Annotated in this window: 16 protein-coding genes; 6 read left to right on the top strand and 10 right to left on the bottom strand. The window is 75.5% G+C overall.

Going from position 1 to position 16,191, the window contains the following annotated elements:
• The first annotated feature begins 56 nt into the window (after positions 1-56).
• Positions 57-674 carry a LysE/ArgO family amino acid transporter gene (locus tag ACZ56B_RS20160; RefSeq protein ID WP_468791953.1) on the top strand — a complete coding sequence of 206 codons (618 nt, stop codon included), beginning with the start codon at positions 57-59 and terminating at the stop codon, positions 672-674.
• A 564-nt stretch (positions 675-1,238) separates the two neighbouring features.
• Here ACZ56B_RS20160 and ACZ56B_RS20155 read toward each other — a convergent pair.
• The 3 genes from ACZ56B_RS20155 to ACZ56B_RS20145 form a co-directional block, all read right to left on the bottom strand.
• On the bottom strand, positions 1,239-1,694 hold the full coding sequence (locus ACZ56B_RS20155) for a cyclic nucleotide-binding domain-containing protein (RefSeq protein WP_468791950.1): 456 nt from the start codon (positions 1,692-1,694) through the stop codon (positions 1,239-1,241).
• Between the two features lie 380 nt (positions 1,695-2,074).
• Complete coding sequence (locus ACZ56B_RS20150) at positions 2,075-3,571, bottom strand: aminotransferase class I/II-fold pyridoxal phosphate-dependent enzyme (protein WP_468791947.1); 1,497 nt, start codon at positions 3,569-3,571, stop codon at positions 2,075-2,077.
• Between the two features lie 63 nt (positions 3,572-3,634).
• A complete protein-coding gene (locus ACZ56B_RS20145; protein WP_468791944.1) occupies positions 3,635-3,856 on the bottom strand; it encodes a hypothetical protein in 222 nt (73 codons plus the stop codon).
• A 256-nt stretch (positions 3,857-4,112) separates the two neighbouring features.
• Here ACZ56B_RS20145 and ACZ56B_RS20140 point away from each other — a divergent pair, with 256 nt between their 5' ends.
• From ACZ56B_RS20140 to ACZ56B_RS20120, 5 genes are all read left to right on the top strand, one after another.
• Positions 4,113-4,556, top strand: coding sequence for an ATP-binding protein (locus ACZ56B_RS20140; RefSeq protein WP_468791941.1), 444 nt, complete (start codon positions 4,113-4,115; stop codon positions 4,554-4,556).
• 229 nt (positions 4,557-4,785) lie between these two features.
• A complete protein-coding gene (locus tag ACZ56B_RS20135; RefSeq protein ID WP_468791938.1) occupies positions 4,786-5,649 on the top strand; it encodes a SigB/SigF/SigG family RNA polymerase sigma factor in 864 nt (287 codons plus the stop codon).
• A 32-nt stretch (positions 5,650-5,681) separates the two neighbouring features.
• Entirely contained in the window at positions 5,682-5,978 is a 297-nt protein-coding gene (locus ACZ56B_RS20130) for a DUF5133 domain-containing protein (RefSeq protein WP_468791935.1), read from the top strand.
• A 145-nt stretch (positions 5,979-6,123) separates the two neighbouring features.
• Positions 6,124-6,966: a DUF1206 domain-containing protein gene (locus tag ACZ56B_RS20125; RefSeq protein ID WP_468791932.1), complete on the top strand. Its 843-nt coding sequence runs from the start codon at positions 6,124-6,126 to the stop codon at positions 6,964-6,966.
• 77 nt (positions 6,967-7,043) lie between these two features.
• The gene (locus ACZ56B_RS20120) at positions 7,044-7,472 is read left to right on the top strand and encodes a hypothetical protein (protein WP_468791929.1); all 429 of its coding nucleotides are present in this window, start codon (positions 7,044-7,046) and stop codon (positions 7,470-7,472) included.
• Positions 7,473-7,502: 30 nt separating this feature from the next.
• Here the strand turns inward: ACZ56B_RS20120 and ACZ56B_RS20115 are convergent, their stop codons facing one another.
• From ACZ56B_RS20115 to ACZ56B_RS20085, 7 genes are all read right to left on the bottom strand, one after another.
• A complete protein-coding gene (locus ACZ56B_RS20115; protein ID WP_468791926.1) occupies positions 7,503-9,758 on the bottom strand; it encodes an FUSC family protein in 2,256 nt (751 codons plus the stop codon).
• A 79-nt stretch (positions 9,759-9,837) separates the two neighbouring features.
• Complete coding sequence (locus ACZ56B_RS20110; RefSeq protein WP_468791923.1) at positions 9,838-11,211, bottom strand: NAD(P)/FAD-dependent oxidoreductase; 1,374 nt, start codon at positions 11,209-11,211, stop codon at positions 9,838-9,840.
• A gap of 189 nt (positions 11,212-11,400) precedes the next feature.
• Entirely contained in the window at positions 11,401-13,146 is a 1,746-nt protein-coding gene (locus ACZ56B_RS20105; RefSeq protein WP_468791920.1) for a PP2C family protein-serine/threonine phosphatase, read from the bottom strand.
• Entirely contained in the window at positions 13,143-14,201 is a 1,059-nt protein-coding gene (locus tag ACZ56B_RS20100; protein WP_468791917.1) for an ATP-binding protein, read from the bottom strand. Before ACZ56B_RS20100 ends, ACZ56B_RS20105 begins: the two co-directional genes overlap by 4 nt.
• Positions 14,201-14,641, bottom strand: a complete 441-nt coding sequence (locus ACZ56B_RS20095; protein ID WP_468791914.1) for an anti-sigma regulatory factor — start codon at positions 14,639-14,641, stop codon at positions 14,201-14,203. Before ACZ56B_RS20095 ends, ACZ56B_RS20100 begins: the two co-directional genes overlap by 1 nt.
• Entirely contained in the window at positions 14,641-15,060 is a 420-nt protein-coding gene (locus ACZ56B_RS20090; protein WP_468791911.1) for an STAS domain-containing protein, read from the bottom strand. Before ACZ56B_RS20090 ends, ACZ56B_RS20095 begins: the two co-directional genes overlap by 1 nt.
• Positions 15,057-15,947, bottom strand: coding sequence for an STAS domain-containing protein (locus ACZ56B_RS20085; protein ID WP_468791908.1), 891 nt, complete (start codon positions 15,945-15,947; stop codon positions 15,057-15,059). Before ACZ56B_RS20085 ends, ACZ56B_RS20090 begins: the two co-directional genes overlap by 4 nt.
• Positions 15,948-16,191 lie beyond the last annotated feature (244 nt).

Raw genomic sequence — 16,191 nt, 5'->3', positions numbered from 1 at the left:
GTACGTAAGAATCCTCAGCTGTACTGCACAGGGGGTCGGCCCGTAGCGTCCCCGTCATGACCAGCACCCTGACCACCGCCGCCGCGGGTTTCGGCACCGGCCTCTCCCTCATCGTCGCCATCGGCGCCCAGAACGCCTTCGTCCTGCGCCAGGGCGTCCGCCGCGACGCCGTGCTCGCCGTCGTCGGCATCTGCGCGCTGTCCGACGCGGCGCTCATCGCCCTGGGCGTCGGCGGGGTCGGCGCGGTGGTCGTGGCGTGGCCCGGCGCGCTGACGGCGGTCGGCTGGATCGGCGGCGCGTTCCTGCTCTGCTACGGCGCCCTGGCCGCCCGCCGGGTCGTCCGGCCGGCCGGTACCGGACTGGAGACGGCGGGCGAACCGGCGCGGTCGCGCCGCCGGGCCGTGCTCACCTGCCTCGCGATGACCTGGCTCAACCCGCACGTCTACCTCGACACGGTGTTCCTGCTGGGCTCGGTCGCCGCCGACCACGGCCCGCTGCGCTGGACCTTCGGCCTCGGCGCGGTGCTGGCCAGCGTCTGCTGGTTCGCCGCGCTCGGGTTCGGCGCCCGCCTGCTGAGCCGCTTCCTGGCCCGGCCGGCCGCCTGGCGCGTCCTGGACGCCCTGGTCGCCACCACCATGATCGTCCTCGGCGTCACCCTCATCGCGGGCAGCTGAGCCGGCCCGGCGCCCGGGGTCGGGGAGATGCGGGAAAGGGGGAGAGGGGGGACGGACGAACGGGGGGTCCGGGAGATCCCGGGGCTGCGACACCGGCCCCGGCCAAGGAGATGTGCGCACCGACCGGGGCGGTCGTGGACGCCGGCGAGAGCAGCGGCGAACCCCGGGCGGACGACCCGGCACCCCGGGAGCCCCCGCGCCGCGGCCGGCGCCGCCGGGCGAGGGGCACCCGCCCCCTGCGCCGCCCGGCCCACCGCCGGCTGCGGGCGTCCACCGCCGTCACCGCGGTCGGCAGCCGGGGCCCGGCGGTCGCCGTGTCCCGGCGGATCCACGCGGATCCACGGCGTCACCGGCTCCTCCGCCCGGGCCGGCACCGCGAGCCCGGCCGGGCCGCTGCTCGCCGGCGCGCCCGTCCCCGTCGCCGGGCTGCCCGGGCCGTGCCTCGTCGACGCCCCGGCCCCGTGCGTCACGGTGGGGGCCGTGCGCCGCCCGCTCGCCCCGGCCGCCGCGCTGTGCCGCCGCCGGGTGTGAGGCAGGCCAGGGGACCGGCCCGGCGGGCCGGGACTACAGCGCGCTCCGCCGGGGCAGCGTGTACTGCTCCAGCAGCTGACCCCGGGTCATCTCCAGCCGGTGGGCGAGGATTTCGGCGATCCCCCGCACCAGGGCCAGCCCGAGCCGCGGATCCTCCTCGCACAGCCGGAGCACGGCCGCCGCGTCGAACTCGTAGGCGCGCACCGGGCTGAAGGCCACGGCGCCGAAGTCCCACTGGTAGGGCGGGAAGAGCCAGGACCAGCCCAGCAGGTCGCCCGAGCCGAGGCCGGCCACCGTCACCCGGCGCAGGGGATTGATCCGCTGGTCCAGGGACACCGCGCCGGAGCGGATGACCCAGAAGCGGTCGGCGGTGCCTCCCGGCTCGAAGATCCGGGCGTCCTCGGGGAACGACACCTCCCGGGCGAGCGCCGTCAGCCGCTGCCGCTGCGGGGGAGGGAGGACGGTCAGGAGTTTGATCGCTTTGGTCATGGGACGGGGCTCCTCGCCGGGCATCGGTTCCGGTGCTTTCCCTACGCCCATTTCAGCCGCCTGCGCCGTACGGGGCACCTCGGCGGACGAGGGTTTCGCCGCCGGATCCGGTCCGGCCGTCCCGCCGGCCCCGGCCGCGCCGCGCGCCGACCGGGAACGGGCATGAAGAAGCCCTGGCTGGACGGGGGAAACCAGCCAGGGCCGTAAGCGGTGGCGCGCGGAGGACCCGACGTCGACTCCGCCACCACGTATGGATGAACGATAAACCATTTTCGGGGGTTCCGTGACACCAGAACCGGGCCGGGTGACCCGTTTCACTCCGGCGCCGCTCCGGGCCCGCGGCGCCCCCGGCCGGCCCGGTGTCACCGGCGCTCTCGGTGTCACCGGACTCCCTGACGCCGTTCGGCGTCCTCCTCGACGACCCGGAACGTCTCCAGCCCGGGGTCCGTCGGGTCCGGCAGGTTCATGCCGCCGGCCAGCCCCGTGCGCAGGTAGCGCAGCACCGGTTCGGTGAGCCGCTCGCCCGGCAGGACGACCGGGATGCCGGGCGGATACGGTGTGATCATCTCCGCCGCGACCCGTCCGGCGGCCTCGTCCGCCGGCACGTTCTCGGCCGGCCCGAAGAACGCGTCCCGCGGCAGCAGGGCCTGCTCCATCCGCAGCTCGCCGGGGGACGGCACCGCGACCCGCGGCGCCTCGGGCAGGTCCCGGGCGGCCCGTGCCAGGTCCCGCAGCGCCGGGAGCAGTTCGCCGGCGGTCTCCCGGTCGTCGCCGAGGGTGATCTGCGCCCCGACGCGGCGGTGGTCGGAGAGGTGCATGTCGATGCCCCGGTGCGCGCGCAGCCAGTCGGCCGCCTGGTACCCGGTGATCCCCAGGCCGTCGAGGTCGATGACGCAGGGCAGCGGGTCGAAGTCGTCCGCCAGCCCGGGCCCGCAGAAGTCGTGACGGTCGTGGACGTGCATCCCGTCGATCTCCTCGACGGCCGCCCGGACGTCGGCCGCGAGATCGAGCGTGGCGCCCAGCAGCTCCTTGCCGTACAGGACCATCTGCCGCCGCCAGCCGTCCATTCCCGCGCGGATCAGCACCGACGGACTGGTGGTGTCCAGCAGGTCCGCGCGGATCCCCAGCAGCTCCGGCGTGACCAGGTCGCCCCGCAGGTGGAACACGGACCCCTGCTCCAGACCGCTGCCCATCTTGTGGATGCTGGTCACGCAGAGGTCGGCGCCCGCGTCCATCGCCCAGGACGGCAGGTCGGGGTGGAAGGGCAGGTGCGCCCCCCACGCCTCGTCCACGATCAGCGGACGCGAACGCCGGTGGCACACCTCGGCGATCGACCGCAGATCCGCGCAGGCGCCGTAGGGCGTCGGACTGGTGACGAGCGCGCCGCGTGCCTCCGGATGGGCCTCGAAGGCCCGCTCGAAGTCCTCGGCCGACGGCGGGTGCGCCAGGTGCCGCTCCGCGTCCCAGCGCGGTTCCACCCACACGGGCTCGATCCCGGACAGGATCAGCCCGGCCACCACCGACTTGTGGGCGTCCCGCCCGATCAGCAGCTTCTCGTGCGGACCCGCGACCGCCAGCATCGCCGCCTTGACCGACAGCGAACTGCCGCAGGTGCTGAAGAAGGTGTGGTCCGCGTGCACCGCGTCGGCCATCAACTCCTGGGCCCGCTCCAGCACCTGACCCCGGGTGAGCCGGTCGTCCAGGCCGCCGGAGGCCAGGACGTCCCCCAGGAACACCGAGTCCCCGAGCACCGCGCGTACCGCGGGATCGGCGCCGCGGGCCTGCTTGTGCCCCGGCGGGGAGAACCCCAGCCGCCCCCTGCGGTGATATTCCTCCAGAGCTTCCAGGACCGGTGCCCGGCCGTGATCGACTGTCATGCGTCCCGGGTGCCCGGTGCGGTCCGCGGCAATCGGCCCGGCCGGCGTCCCGCGCCCGCCCGGTCAGTCCCGTGCCGGGTGCCTGCCGGGCGTCAGGATCTCGTCCAGCACCCGCAGCACGACCTCGTAGGCCGTCCTGCGCACCTCGGCGTCGCGCCCCGCTCCCGGATCCGTCCGTCCGGCCTCCTCGCTCCTGGCCCGCCAGGCCCGTTCCTCCTGGGCGGCGCAGGCCCGCGCCCGTTGGATGCGCCGCAGCAGTTCGCCGGAGTCCACCACATCGGTCATGGGCACCGGGTACCCCCGTGCGCCGTCCGGATGGCAGGTCCGCGGAAAAACGGCCGGGAGGTTTGTCCGTATCTGGACAGGTGAGCCGGAACAGGAGACCCGCGGTGTCCGAGGACGGGGACCGCTCCCCGCGACCGCGGACGGGGTACGGGGCCACGCGCGTGCCCCGCCGGAGACCGGGCAGCCGACCCGGCTGCCGTGTCCGTCGGCCGGCCTTTTCCTCAGCCGGTCTCGTCACCGACCAGGGAGTCACAGGATGTACGAGGAACGCATGACCGAACCCGTCGTCGAGCCGCCCGGCGCGCACCGGAGCGGACCGCCCTGTCCGTGCCGGCCCGCCGAGGTGCGGGAGGCCGTCGAGCGGGCCGTGGCCGAACGCTGCCGCGCCACCCGCACCGCCTGTGACGCCCACGCCCTCGCGGACGCGCTGCTCGTCGCCTCCGAGCTCACCACCAACGCGATCCTGCACGGGGGCGGCGTCACCGACTTCCAGGTCGACGTCAGCGGCCCCGCCGTGCGCCTGTCGGTGAGCGACCGCAGCGACGAACTGCCCGTCTCCCTGCCGGGGACCGACCCGCAGGGGCGCCGTCGGCCCGGCGGCCACGGCTGGCCCATCGTCTGCCGGCTGTCCCGCGACGTCCGGGTGTCCGACCTCCCGGCGGGCGGCAAGTGCATCACCGTCGTGGTGCCCCTGTTCTGAGGCCGCCCCGGGCGCCGACGTCCCGGGCCGTCCCGGGCGCCGACCGGTCCCCTCGCGGATCGCGCGGGAAAGCGGAGTTTGTTCCGCCGGGCCCAGGGCAATCGGAGTTCGTGCTTCGGACCGGAGGCGCGCCAGCGGGAGTGGTATGTCCTGCCGCGGAACCTCCAGGTGACCCGGCGGCAACCGCCCCGCGGTAGATCCCTGAAACCACCGTTCGGGAGCGAACCGCATGCTCATTGACACGTCCACCGCTCACGCCGACACCCCCCGCACGACCCACGCCGCCCCCCGCCGGCGGCACGACGACGCCCCCGACACCACCGCTCTCTTCACCCGGCTGGCCTCCCTGGAGGACGGCCCCGAGCGGGACGCCGTGCGCGACGAGCTCGTCACCGCGTGGCTGCCCATGGCCCACCGCATCGCCGGCCGCTTCCGCGACCGCGGCGAGTCCATCGAGGACCTGCGCCAGGTGGCCGCCCTGGGGCTGGTGAAGGCCATCGACCGGTTCGATCCGGACCGCGGAGCCTTCGAGAGCTACGCCGTCCCCACCATCACCGGAGAGGTCAAGCGGCACTTCAGGGACCGGATGTGGGCCCTGCGCGTGCCCCGCCGCGTGCAGGAACTGCGCAACAAGGTGCGGGTGGCCCGGCGCGAGCTCACCCAGAACCCGGGCAGCCCCGAGCCCTCCGTGGCCGACATCGCCGCCCACACCGGGCTGACCGAGGAGGAGGTCGGCGCCGGGATGGAGGCGCTGGAGAGCTTCAGCACCCTGTCGCTGGACGCCGAACTGTCGGCCGACGACGACGGCTACAGCCTCGCCGACACCCTCGGCGCCTCCGACACCTCCTACGACATCGTGGTCGACCGCGAGTCCGCCAAGGAGGGCCTGCGCCGCCTGCCGGAGCGCGAGCGCGCCATTCTCTACATGCGTTTCTTCGAGGACATGACCCAGAGCCGCATCGCCGACCGGCTGGGCATCTCCCAGATGCACGTCTCCCGTCTCATCAGCCGCAGCTGTGCCCGGGTGCGGGCCGAGGCGATGGGACAGCGCACCGGCCGCCGCGGCACCGGCGGACACTCGGCGACGGCGTGAGCACGCCCGCCCCGGACCAGAGAGCGAGAAACATGCTGAAGCCCCACCCGACCGTGCTGCGCCGGCTCGTCCAGGAGTACGAGGCCCTGCGGGCCGGGACCGCGCCCGGACCGGACGCCGACGGCCCGCGCCTGAGCGACCTGGCGTACACCCTGTGCGTGTCGACCGGCACCCGTGACGTGGAGGACGCCCTGAGGACCGCGCGCCGCTGGCTGGCGGCCGCCCCGGCGCAGGCCCCCGCCCCCCGCTCCGGGACGGGCCCGCTCCTCCCGTCGCCCGGGCTGCCCCGGCGGGACACCGCCGCGGCGGGCGCACCGGCTCCCGTGTAGGCCCACCGCGGTGGCGCGACCGGCCGCCCTCGCCCTCCGGGGCGAGGGCGGCCGGTCGCGTGTCGCGGCGGCGGCCCCCGGCGACCGCCGCCGCGACCGCGTGTGCGCGGACGGAGCCGGGGCATCCGGAGCCCCGGGAGGTCGGATGAACACGCGTACGACGGCATGGAGGGGGCGGGCCGGGGCCCGGCGGGCGGCGAACGGCTCGGTCCGGGAGGGCGCCGCGAGGGCGGGACTCACCGCCCAGGGGGTGATCTACCTGCTGGTCGGTGTCCTGGCGGTGCGCATCGCCCTCGGCGACGGCGAACGGCAGGCGGACAGCGGCGGAGCCCTGGCCGAACTCGCCGACCGGCCGTTCGGCGCGGCGCTGCTGTGGGCGCTGGGCGCCGGACTCGTCGGCATGACCCTGTGGCGGCTCACCGAGGCGCTCTTCGGTTCGGCCGGCAAGGACGGCCGCAGCGCGCGCAAGCGGCTCACGGCGCTCGCGCGCTGCGTGTTCTACGCGTTCGTCGCCTCCTCGGTGCTGGCCTTCGCCGTGGACCGCGGCAACGGGAGCGGGAGCGGGTCGAGCGACCGGCGGTCCCGGGACCTCACCGCCCGGGTCATGGAGGTGCCCGCCGGGCAGTGGCTGGTGGGCCTGGCCGGAGCCGTCGTCGTCGGCATCGGCGTGTGGGGCGGCGTGCGGGCGGTCCGCCGCAAGTACCACGGGGAGCTGAAGCTCGGCGAGCTGGGCGCCGGCGCCCGCCGGCTGGTCGACGTGACCGGCGTGGGCGGCGGTGTGGCCCGCGGCCTGGTGTTCGCCGCGGCCGGCGGCTTCGCCGTCCGCGCGGCGGTCGCCTACGAGCCCGACCGGGCCAAGGGCATGGACGACACCCTCCGCAGCTTCGCCGGCACCCCGCTCGGTCCGTGGCTGCTGGTCTGCGTCTCCGCGGGGCTGGTGCTGTTCGGGGTGTTCTGCTTCGCCCTGGCCCGCTGGCGGCGGGTCTGACCGCCGCCCCGCCCGGTCTCCGGAGGAATACCGGGCGCTCCCCGTATGGCCGGCCCCGTGCGGGGAACACGGAGCGGATGAGCGAATCCGAGATCCCCCCGGAAGGCCGGCCCGTGGACGTCTACCTCGACCTCCTGCGCGTCCGGATGGACACCGAGGACTACCGGCTTCTGCTCCGTGTGGTGGAGCCGGTCCTCCAGGCGATCGAGGAGCACCGCATGTCCGGACTGGACCTCGCGCTGGACAACGGGGACGACGAACTCCCCCAGGAGATCCGCGACGAGGCCGCCCTGGTCATCGCCACCGCCGTCACCGGGCGGCTGGACAACGAGGTGGTCGAGCTGGAGGTCGACGAGACCGGGCCGGTCAGGGTGGTCACCGACGCGGACACCGCCTCCGACCCGTCCCGCCTCGGCGAGATCGCCGACTACATCAGGGACCGGCACCGGCAGAACGAGGAACTGCGCGGCATCGCCGAGGCCAGCGGACTGCCCACCGACTTCTGACCCGCCGCCGGCCGCCGGACGCGTCGGCGGTCACCGCTCGGGCGCCGCCACCGGCACGCCCAGCGGCCGGGCGAGGCCCACCACGGCCTCGTCCAGCCGCTCCAGGTGCCGCAGCACCCGGCCGGTGATCCGGCCGTAGCGCGCGCCCCCGTCGCCCCCGGAGCCGCCCAGCAGCGAGGCGATGCTCGGCCCCGTCTCGACCGCCGCGGTGACCTCCCCGTCCGTGACGCGGTCCGCGATCGTCCCGATGTTGCGCACGGTGCGCCCCGCGGCCGCGCGCAGCCGGGGGTCCGCCGCGATCGAGGGGTGGGTCGGCAGCAGCTCGGCCGTCGCCGCCAGCGCGCGCGCGTGGTACGCGCAGGTCTCCAGCAGCGCCACGACGTACCGGGCGGTGGCGCGCCGGGCCCGCAGCGGGGTGACCGGGTGGGTCAGCGGCTGGGTGGCGGCCCGCAGGTCGCCCAGCGCCTGGTCCAGCTCCCGGGCCCGGTCCAGCAGGTCGGCCGCGGGACCGCCGCTGAGCTGCCCGACGGCTGCCTCGGTGACCTCGGCGAGCCGCTCCAGCGTGGTGACCAGCAACTCGTTCGTCCGCCGGTCGGTGTGCACCGGCAGGACCAGCGCCGCCGCGACGATCCCGCAGGCCGCCCCCAGCGCCGTCTCCTCCAGGCGCAGGACCAGCACCTCCCAGCTGTAGGTGTGCAGCAGGGTGTAGAGCAGCCCGAGCATCGCGGTCACGAAGAACGACATCAGCGTGTAGGACAGCGCCGCCGTGTAGAACATCGCGAAGACCAGCAGCAGCACCAGGGCGAACGCCGGCCAGGTGTGCCCGCCCACCAGGCCGGCCAGCACGATGCCGGCGGCGACGCCGAACACCGTGCCCAGCAGCCGCCGGTAGCCCTTGACCAGGATCTCGCCGGTCGAGGCGGTGTTGATGAACACGATCCAGCAGGTGAGCACCGCCCAGTACCAGCGGTCCGTGGACAGCAGCTCCCCGCCGGCGATGGCCAGCGTCGAGCCCACGGAGACCTGCACGGCGGCGCGCGTGGTGGGCCGTTGCAGCCCCTTCGGCCGGTCGGCCCGCCCGGCCTCCTCCTCGCCCGCGTCGATGGCGGCGTCCTCGGCGTCCAGCTCCTCCCGGGACCGGGCCGTCGCCGGGGTGTCGTCCGACTCGTCCTGCGGGCCGTCCAGGGCGATGCGCAGCCCCATGACGGCGCGGGCGGCCTCGCCGACGGCCCGGAACACGTCCCGCACGGCCGGCGTGGCGGGCGGCAGGTCCTCCTCGTCCCGGTAGGCGAGCAGCCGGTTGCGCACGTGGGCCAGGGCCGTCCCGGGCGTCCCGGTGCTCAGCACGAGCGCGCGGAGCGCGAGCAGGTCCCGGCGCAGCACGGCGGTGGCCTCCTGCGGGCCGGGCAGCCGGCCGACCTCCGGGGCGGGCGCGCCGGGCAGGTGCAGGGTGAGGGTGTCCGCCCGTTCGGCGCTGCGGGCGGACAGCAGCAGCAGGCCGAGCCGCTCGGCGGCGATCTCCGCGTCCGCGATCCGGCGCTGCACCAGCCGCGCCGTCGACTCGTCCGGGGTGCCCTCCTCCAGCCGCGTCTGGATCATCAGGGCCGTCTCGTGCAGCCGGGAGGTGCCCGTGCGCACGTCCTCCAGCGCCCTGTCCACCTTCTCCGGCTCCTCCGGGCCGGCGTCGAGCAGCGCCAGCTGCGCGGAGACGAGCTGGGCCAGCCGGGCCCGGAAGGCCTGGCGCAGCCGCGCGAGCAGACCGGCGGGCGTCACGGGGACGACGGCGAACCGCACCACGGCGCTGCACGCGAACGCGACGGTCAGCACCGCCCACAGGCCGGGCAGCTCCGCGGCGGAGGCACCGACGAAGAGGGAGACGAAGTAGAGCTGGAAGCCGATCAGGCCGAGCGCGGTACCGCGCTCGCCGAACCGGCGGCCGTAGACCGCGCAGAAGATGAGGACGACGAAGAAGGCGTCACCGACGAGGACCCGCTCGCCGAGCACCGCGCCCAGCGACACGGACGCGAGCGCCACGGGCAGCCCGAGGGCCAGCGTGACGGCCTGGGCGGAGCGCTGCTTCTCCCGGACGGAGTAGGTGGCGACCAGCGCCCCCATGGCCCCCGCCACCAGGCGGGTGACCTCGAAGCCCAGCGAGGAGAGCACGGCCAGGGTCAGCGCCACGGCGCCCACCGTGCGCAGTCCGGAGGTCAGCCGCAGCAGCCCGGGATCGGACGCCGCGAGGCGGTCCTGCAGTCGTGTCCGTACCGAGTGTCCCGCCGCCCTCACGCCGCCGCACTCTCCCCCGCCGCGGGCGCCGGCCCGGACACCGGCGCCGCACGGGGCGCGCGCCCGCCGAAGGACAGCGTCACCGTACCGCCAGGCCCGCTTCCTCGACGTGCGCCCGGACCTGCTCCGGCGTCAGGTACGCGTTCGTGTACTCGAAGTCGTGCAGTTTGGCCGGCTGGCGCGCCTGGAAGCCGGTGCGCACGAAGTCGTCACCCGCGACCGCGTTCAGCAGCCAGTTGGTCGCCACCCGGGTCTTGGCGACGTTGGTGCGCAGCGAGGCCAGGTGGTAGCCGCGGGCCACCGCCTGGGCGGGCAGGCCGCTCAGCTCCAGGCCGAGCGGCTTGGAGACCGCGTCGGTGCCGCCGAGGTCCACCACGAGTCCGAGGTCCTTGTGGTGGTAGGGCCGCATCGGCTGGTCGCGCAGCGTCGCGATGACGTTGTCGGCCACCTGCCTGCCCTGCCGCAGGGCGTGCTGCGCGGTCGGCGGGCACACGGCGCCGTCGCCCCTGGCCTCGTCGGGCACCGCGGCGGCGTCGCCGAGCGCGAACACCCCGTCGTGGCCCGGCAGGCACATGTTCGAGGTCACCGCGAGCCGGCCCTTGACGGTCTCCGCGCCGAGCGTGGCGATGAGCGGGCTGGCGACGACCCCGGCGGTCCAGATCAGGGTGTGGGTGGGGACCACCCGGCCGTCGGTGAAGGTGACCTCCGCGGGACCCGCCTTCGCGATGGACACGCCCAGGGAGATCTCGATGCCGCGGCGCGTCAGGACCTCCTGCGCGCTGCGTCCGAGCCGCTCGCCCAGCTCCGGCATGAGCTTCGGGGCGATGTCGATCAGGTGCCACTTGATCAGGCCGGGGTCCAGCCGCGGGTAGCGCTTGACGGCGGCGTGGGTGAGCCGTTGCAGGCAGGCCGCGGTCTCGGTGCCCGCGTAGCCGCCGCCGACCACCACGAACTGCAGCCGCGCGGCCCGCTCGGCCGGATCGTGGCTGGCGTCGGCGATGTCGAGCTGGGAGATGACGTGGTCGCGGATGTAGGCGGCCTCGGCCAGCGTCTTCATCCCGAACGCGTGGTCCGTCAGCCCCGGGATGTCGAAGGTGCGGGTGACGCTGCCGGGGCTCAGCACGATGTAGTCGTAGGGCTGGTTGACGATCTCGTCGGTGATGGTGCGGACGACGCAGACCTTGGACCTCAGGTCCACCCCGATGGCCCCGCCGGGGACGATCCGGGTGCGGTACCTCCTGCTGCGGCGCAGGGAGAGGGCGATCGACTGCGGCGTCAGCACCCCGGAGGCGACCTGGGGGAGCAGCGGCAGGTAGAGCTGGTAGGAGAACGGTGTCACCAGCGTGATGTCGGCCTCGTCGGGGGAGAGCCGGCGTTCCAGCCGGCGCACGCACTCCACGCCGGCGAAGCCTGCGCCCACCACCAGGATCCTGGGTCGTGTCACGGTGTTCATCCCTTTCTACGGCTCCAGGCGGTCTGCCTCGAACGCCCGGGCCTTCCGCGTGCCCCTCTTCAGCACCACGATGCCCGTACACGCGCAGGACCGCACCGGGAGACGGGGCGGGGCGGCGTCACCGCCGGCCGTGCGCCCGGCGGTCACCGGGCGCACGGCCGGCCCGGGGCCCGGGCCGGCGCCCGGGCGTCAGCCGTGCAGGTGGCACAGCAGCAGGCAGACGTCGTCGTCGCGCTCGGAGTCGCTCAGCAGGGGCCGCAGGAGCCGGTCCGCCGAGCCCTCCAGGTCCGCGTCCAGCTCCGCGGAGCCGAACGAACCGAGGGCCGTCGCGAGCCGCTCGATGCCCGGGTCGATGCCCCGGGCCCGCCGTTCCACCAGCCCGTCGGTGTAGAGCGCGAGCGTCGACCCCGGCGCCAGCCGCTCGGTGTGGTCGGCGATCTCCTGCTTCAGCGGTATGCCGAGCATCGCGCCCGGTTTGGCGTCCAGCGTGCGCACCCGTCCGTCGGGCAGCCGCAGCACCGGCGGCGGATGGCCCGCGGCGGCCCACGTCAGCGTGGGCTCGTCCGGGTGGAACCGGGCGATGACGGCGGTGGCGTACAGGTCGGGCTGCAGATGGTGCAGGAACCCGTGCAGCCGGGTCAGCAGCCGGCCGGGGCTGTCGCCGTCGACCGCGTAGGCGCGCAGCGCGGTGCGCAGCTGGCTCATCATCACCGCCGCGTGCAGCCCGTGCCCGGTCACGTCGCCGACCACGGTGATCAGAGCGCCGTCGCGCTGGCGGAACGCGTCGTACCAGTCGCCGCCGATGTTCAGTCCGTGCGTGGCCGGCAGGTAGCGCGCGGCCAGGCGCAGCCCCGGCGGGGCCGGGAGGTCCGTCAGCAGGGCGCGCTGCAGCGTCTCGGCGATGTCCCGGTTGTGCTCGAAGCGGCGCGCGTTGTCGATGGCGATGCCGGCCCGCCGGGTGAGCTCGATCAGCATCACGGCGTCGTCCGGGTCCCAGCGCTCACCGGGCGGCGACAGGGTCAGCACGCCCAGGGGCGCCCGGCGGGTCAGCAGCGGGATGCAGAGCATGGGGCGGCCGGGATCCAGGGCCGACGGCGGCTGGTCGTCGACGCCGGGCAGGCCGCCGGGGTGGTCGGCGGCGTACTGCGGCCGCCCGGTGCGGGCCGCGCGGACCGCCGCGGCCGGGTGGGGCACCCTGGCCGGGTGGGGCGTGGGCCGGTGCGGATCGTCCTCGTCGTCGAACAGCCACACGTCGGCGCTGCGGGCGTACCGCGGCACCAGCAGCTCCGGCAGCCGCCGCACGATCTCGTCGTGGTTCAGGGAGGCGTTCAGCACCGGGCTCGCGTCGGCCAGGAACGTCAGTCGGCGCCGGGCCTCCTCCGCCTCGTTGCGCGCCCGGCGCTCGGCGGCGAACGCCTCCCGCTGCGCGCGCCCCGCCGCGTCCAGCTCGGCGTGCAGCGCCAGCACGCCCTGGTTGGTCTGGTGCAGCTCCTCCCGGTGGAAGGCGACCAGTTCCTCCTGCTCGGCGAGCTTGTCCAGCACGGCGGCGGTGTCCTCGTCGGCGCCCAGCAGGGCCTCGGACAGGTCGGCCGGGTCCTCCCGCACCACGCCGGCGCCGGACGCCCGGCCCGGCTCGGGGCAGGGGACGGTCGTCGTCCACGGCGCCCGGTCGGCCGCCCCCGCGCCGGGCGAGGGCGTCAGCGCGACGTGCAGCGTCCCCTCTCCGGCCGGGTCCCCGCACGGGGACCCGGCCGGGTCCAGGGTGAGCACCCAGGTGCCGCCCTTGGTGAGGCACTGCCGCAGCCGGCCGCTGAGCTCCGCGGCCAGCCGGGCGCGTTCGACGGTGGGCACCCCGCACTCCGCGGCCAGCCGCGCGACGGCGATACGGGCGCGTGCCGCGTCGGTGACGGTACCGATGTGCCATGTCCGTGTCATGAGGGGACCGCCGGGGCGGGGGCCAGCACGGCCACGGCGGTGTCGTCCCGCACCGGGCGCGCGGGGCTCTGGGCGTCCCGGATCGTCACGGCGGCCGTCACGGCCGGGTCGGCCGCCGGCACCCCGGTGTCCGGGGACGGGACCCAGCGGCCGGGCAGGCCGTCGGTGTGCAGGATCAGCAGGCTCTCCCCGGACCAGGCGACGTCGTCCTCGCGCAGGGTGCGGGGCCGGTGCACGCCGGCGATGCCGGGCCGGGACAGCAGCGACCGCCACCGGTCGCCCTCGCGCAGCCGGGCCCCCACGTTGCCGATGCCCGCGAAGCGCAGCCGGCCGGCCCAGGTGTCCAGCTGGGCCACGGCGACGGCCGCGCCCCGGGTGCCGACCAGTGCCGTGTGGACCTCCGCCAGGACCTCGGCGGGCGGCAGACCGGGCCGGCGGCGCAGGGCGTCGGTCGCGGCGGTCGAGGCACGGGCGGCCTCGCCGCCGTGCCCCAGCCCGTCCGCCAGCAGCAGCGTCAGGCGGTCGCCGGACCTGACCCAGGCCCAGGCGTCCCCGGAGAAGTCCGCACCGGCGAACGGGACGTTGACACCGCCGGCCCGCACGCCGGGCGCTTCGGGGAGGTCGCCGCCGTGCGGCGCCCCGGTGCCCACGCGGGCCACCGCCACCGTGCCCCGGCCGGGCACGCTGTGCAGGGCGAAGTCGTCGGCGAGACGGCGGCAGGTGCCGAGGCCCGCGCCGAGCGAACGCGTCGTGGTGAACCCGTCCCGCAGCGCACCGGCCACGTCGGCGATCCCCGGCCCGTGGTCGAGCGAGGTGATCTGCACGGCCCGCCCCGGCCGGCCCTCCCGCAGGGCGGGCGGGTCCACGACGTCGATGAGGACCTCACCGGCCTGCGCGTGCTTGAGGAGGTTGGTGGCCAGCTCGGTCGCCACCAGCGACACGGCGGCGGTGCGCCGCTCGTCGAGTCCGGCCGAGGCCGCGGCCTCCTCCGCCGCGACCCGGACGTCGCGCACCCGGGTCGAGTCCTGCACCGGCACGTCCCAGACGCGGGGCATCACGCCTCCTCGCGCGGGCGCGGCGGCCGGCCCGCCCAGGACGTCACCCGCACCGTGGTCCCCGCCCCGGGGACGCTCTCCACCTCGAAGTCGTGCACCAGGCGCCGTGCGCCGCCCAGCCCCATCCCCAGCCCGTCGCCCGAGGTGTAGCCGTCGCTGAGCGCGCGGTCCAGGTCGGGGATGCCCGGTCCCGAGTCGCTGAAGGTCAGCCGCAGCCCGCTGACGCCGTCGGCGCCGACGAGCGACACCTCCAGCTGACCGCCCCCGCCGTGCACCAGGGTGTTGCGCGCCAGCTCACTGGCGGCGGTCACCAGCTTCGTCTGGTCCACCAGGCCGAAGCCGAGCCGGGCGGCGGCCTGCCGCACGTGCTGGCGCACCCACACCAGGTCCATGTCCGACCGGATGGGCAGGCGGGCCTCGACGCCCGCGGCGGTGTGCATCACGGACTCCCCTGGCGCCGGCTGTCGGAGCGGGACGGCACGATGGGCTGCGCGAGCAGCTCCATCGCCGCCTCGGTGGTGAGCGCGGTCCGCAGCTCCGGCAGCGTCAGCCCCAGTTCCACCAGGGTGATGGCCACCGCGGGCCGCATGCCGGCCAGCACGGTCCGCGCGGCCAGCAGCTCGGTCTGGGCCGCGATCTCGGCCAGCACGCGCCCGAGGAAGGAGTCGACCATCTCCACTCCGGAGATGTCGATGACCACCCCCGTGACCCGGCTGCGGGCGATGGTCTCGGACAGGTCCTGCTGGAGCTGCTGCGCCGTGCTGTCGTACAGGTCCCCCTGGAGGGTGACCAGCAGAACGTCGCCGAGCCTGAGGACCGGCACGTGTCCCGCGACCGGGCGGGAGGACTCCCCGTTCACCGGCGGACCGCACCGTCGGACGCCGTGTTCACGATGCCCGCCCCCAGCTCGTGCAGGCAGTACCCGAGCGCGTCGGCGAGCGTCGCCCGGGTCTTCACGGTGCCGAGGTCCAGCCCCAGGTGCACGATGGTCTGCGCGATCGCCGGGCGGATGCCGGACACGACGCACTCCGCGCCCATCAGCCGGGCCGCGGCGACCGTCTTCATCAGGTGCTGCGCCACCAGCGTGTCGACGGTCTGCACCCCGGTGATGTCGAGGATCGCGAACCGGGCGTGCTGGTCGACGACCGCGTTCAGCAGCGTCTCCATCACCACCTGGCTGCGGGCGCTGTCGAGCGTCCCGATCAGCGGGACCGCCACGATGCCGTCCCAGAGCTTGATCACCGGCGTGGCCACCTCCAGCAGCTGCAGGCGCTGCCGGTCGATGAGGGCCTGTCCCTCGCTCAGCGCCGTCTGCATGGCCACCAGGCGCAGGGTGCCCATGAGGACGCCGAGCGCGACGGAGCACTCCCGCAGCAGCTCGGGCGGCGCCTGGTCCAGATCGGCGGTCAGGAGGTTGTCGACGGGGGGCCGCAGCGCGGCCAGCTCGCTCGACACCTGGGTGGCGGACAGCCCCGCGCGGCTGCGGGCCGCCCCCATCCGCGCCAGCTGCTCGCGCACCTCCGTGAAGCCCGCGGCGTCCGGATCCTCGACCCGGTGCGAGTCGGCGACCTGGGCCAGCGCGTCGACGATCACCTTGCCCGCCTCCACCGCCTCGTCGCGCGAGACGGTGAACACCGTGCGGAACAGGGGCTCGTCGGCCCACCGTTGGGCGATCTGCTCCCGCCGGCGGCGCAGGAAGTCCCTGACCTCGAGCGTCGGCGTTCCGTCCGCTGCGTGCTCCGGCACCTGTGTTCTCCTCATCGTCATTGCGTGTCGAGCCCGTCCGAGGTGACAGGGCGGCGATCGGACCCTGCTCGACGACCACTCTAACGACGTCCCCACCTCGTACGGCACCGCCTCCCGCACTCCCGGCCGGTCCCCGGGCGGGGGCCCGCGCGGACAGCGCGACGGCCGGTGGGGGGGGGGGGGGGGGCCCCCCACACCGCAGAGCAGAACGGAGGAGGGGGGCCTCCCCCGCGGGTCGTCTATC

The sequence above is a fragment of the Streptomyces sp. NPDC034670 genome (assembly GCF_055574875.1).
Note: the sequence above shows the minus strand (reverse complement) of the source record. Positions and strands in the feature narration are given on the sequence as shown.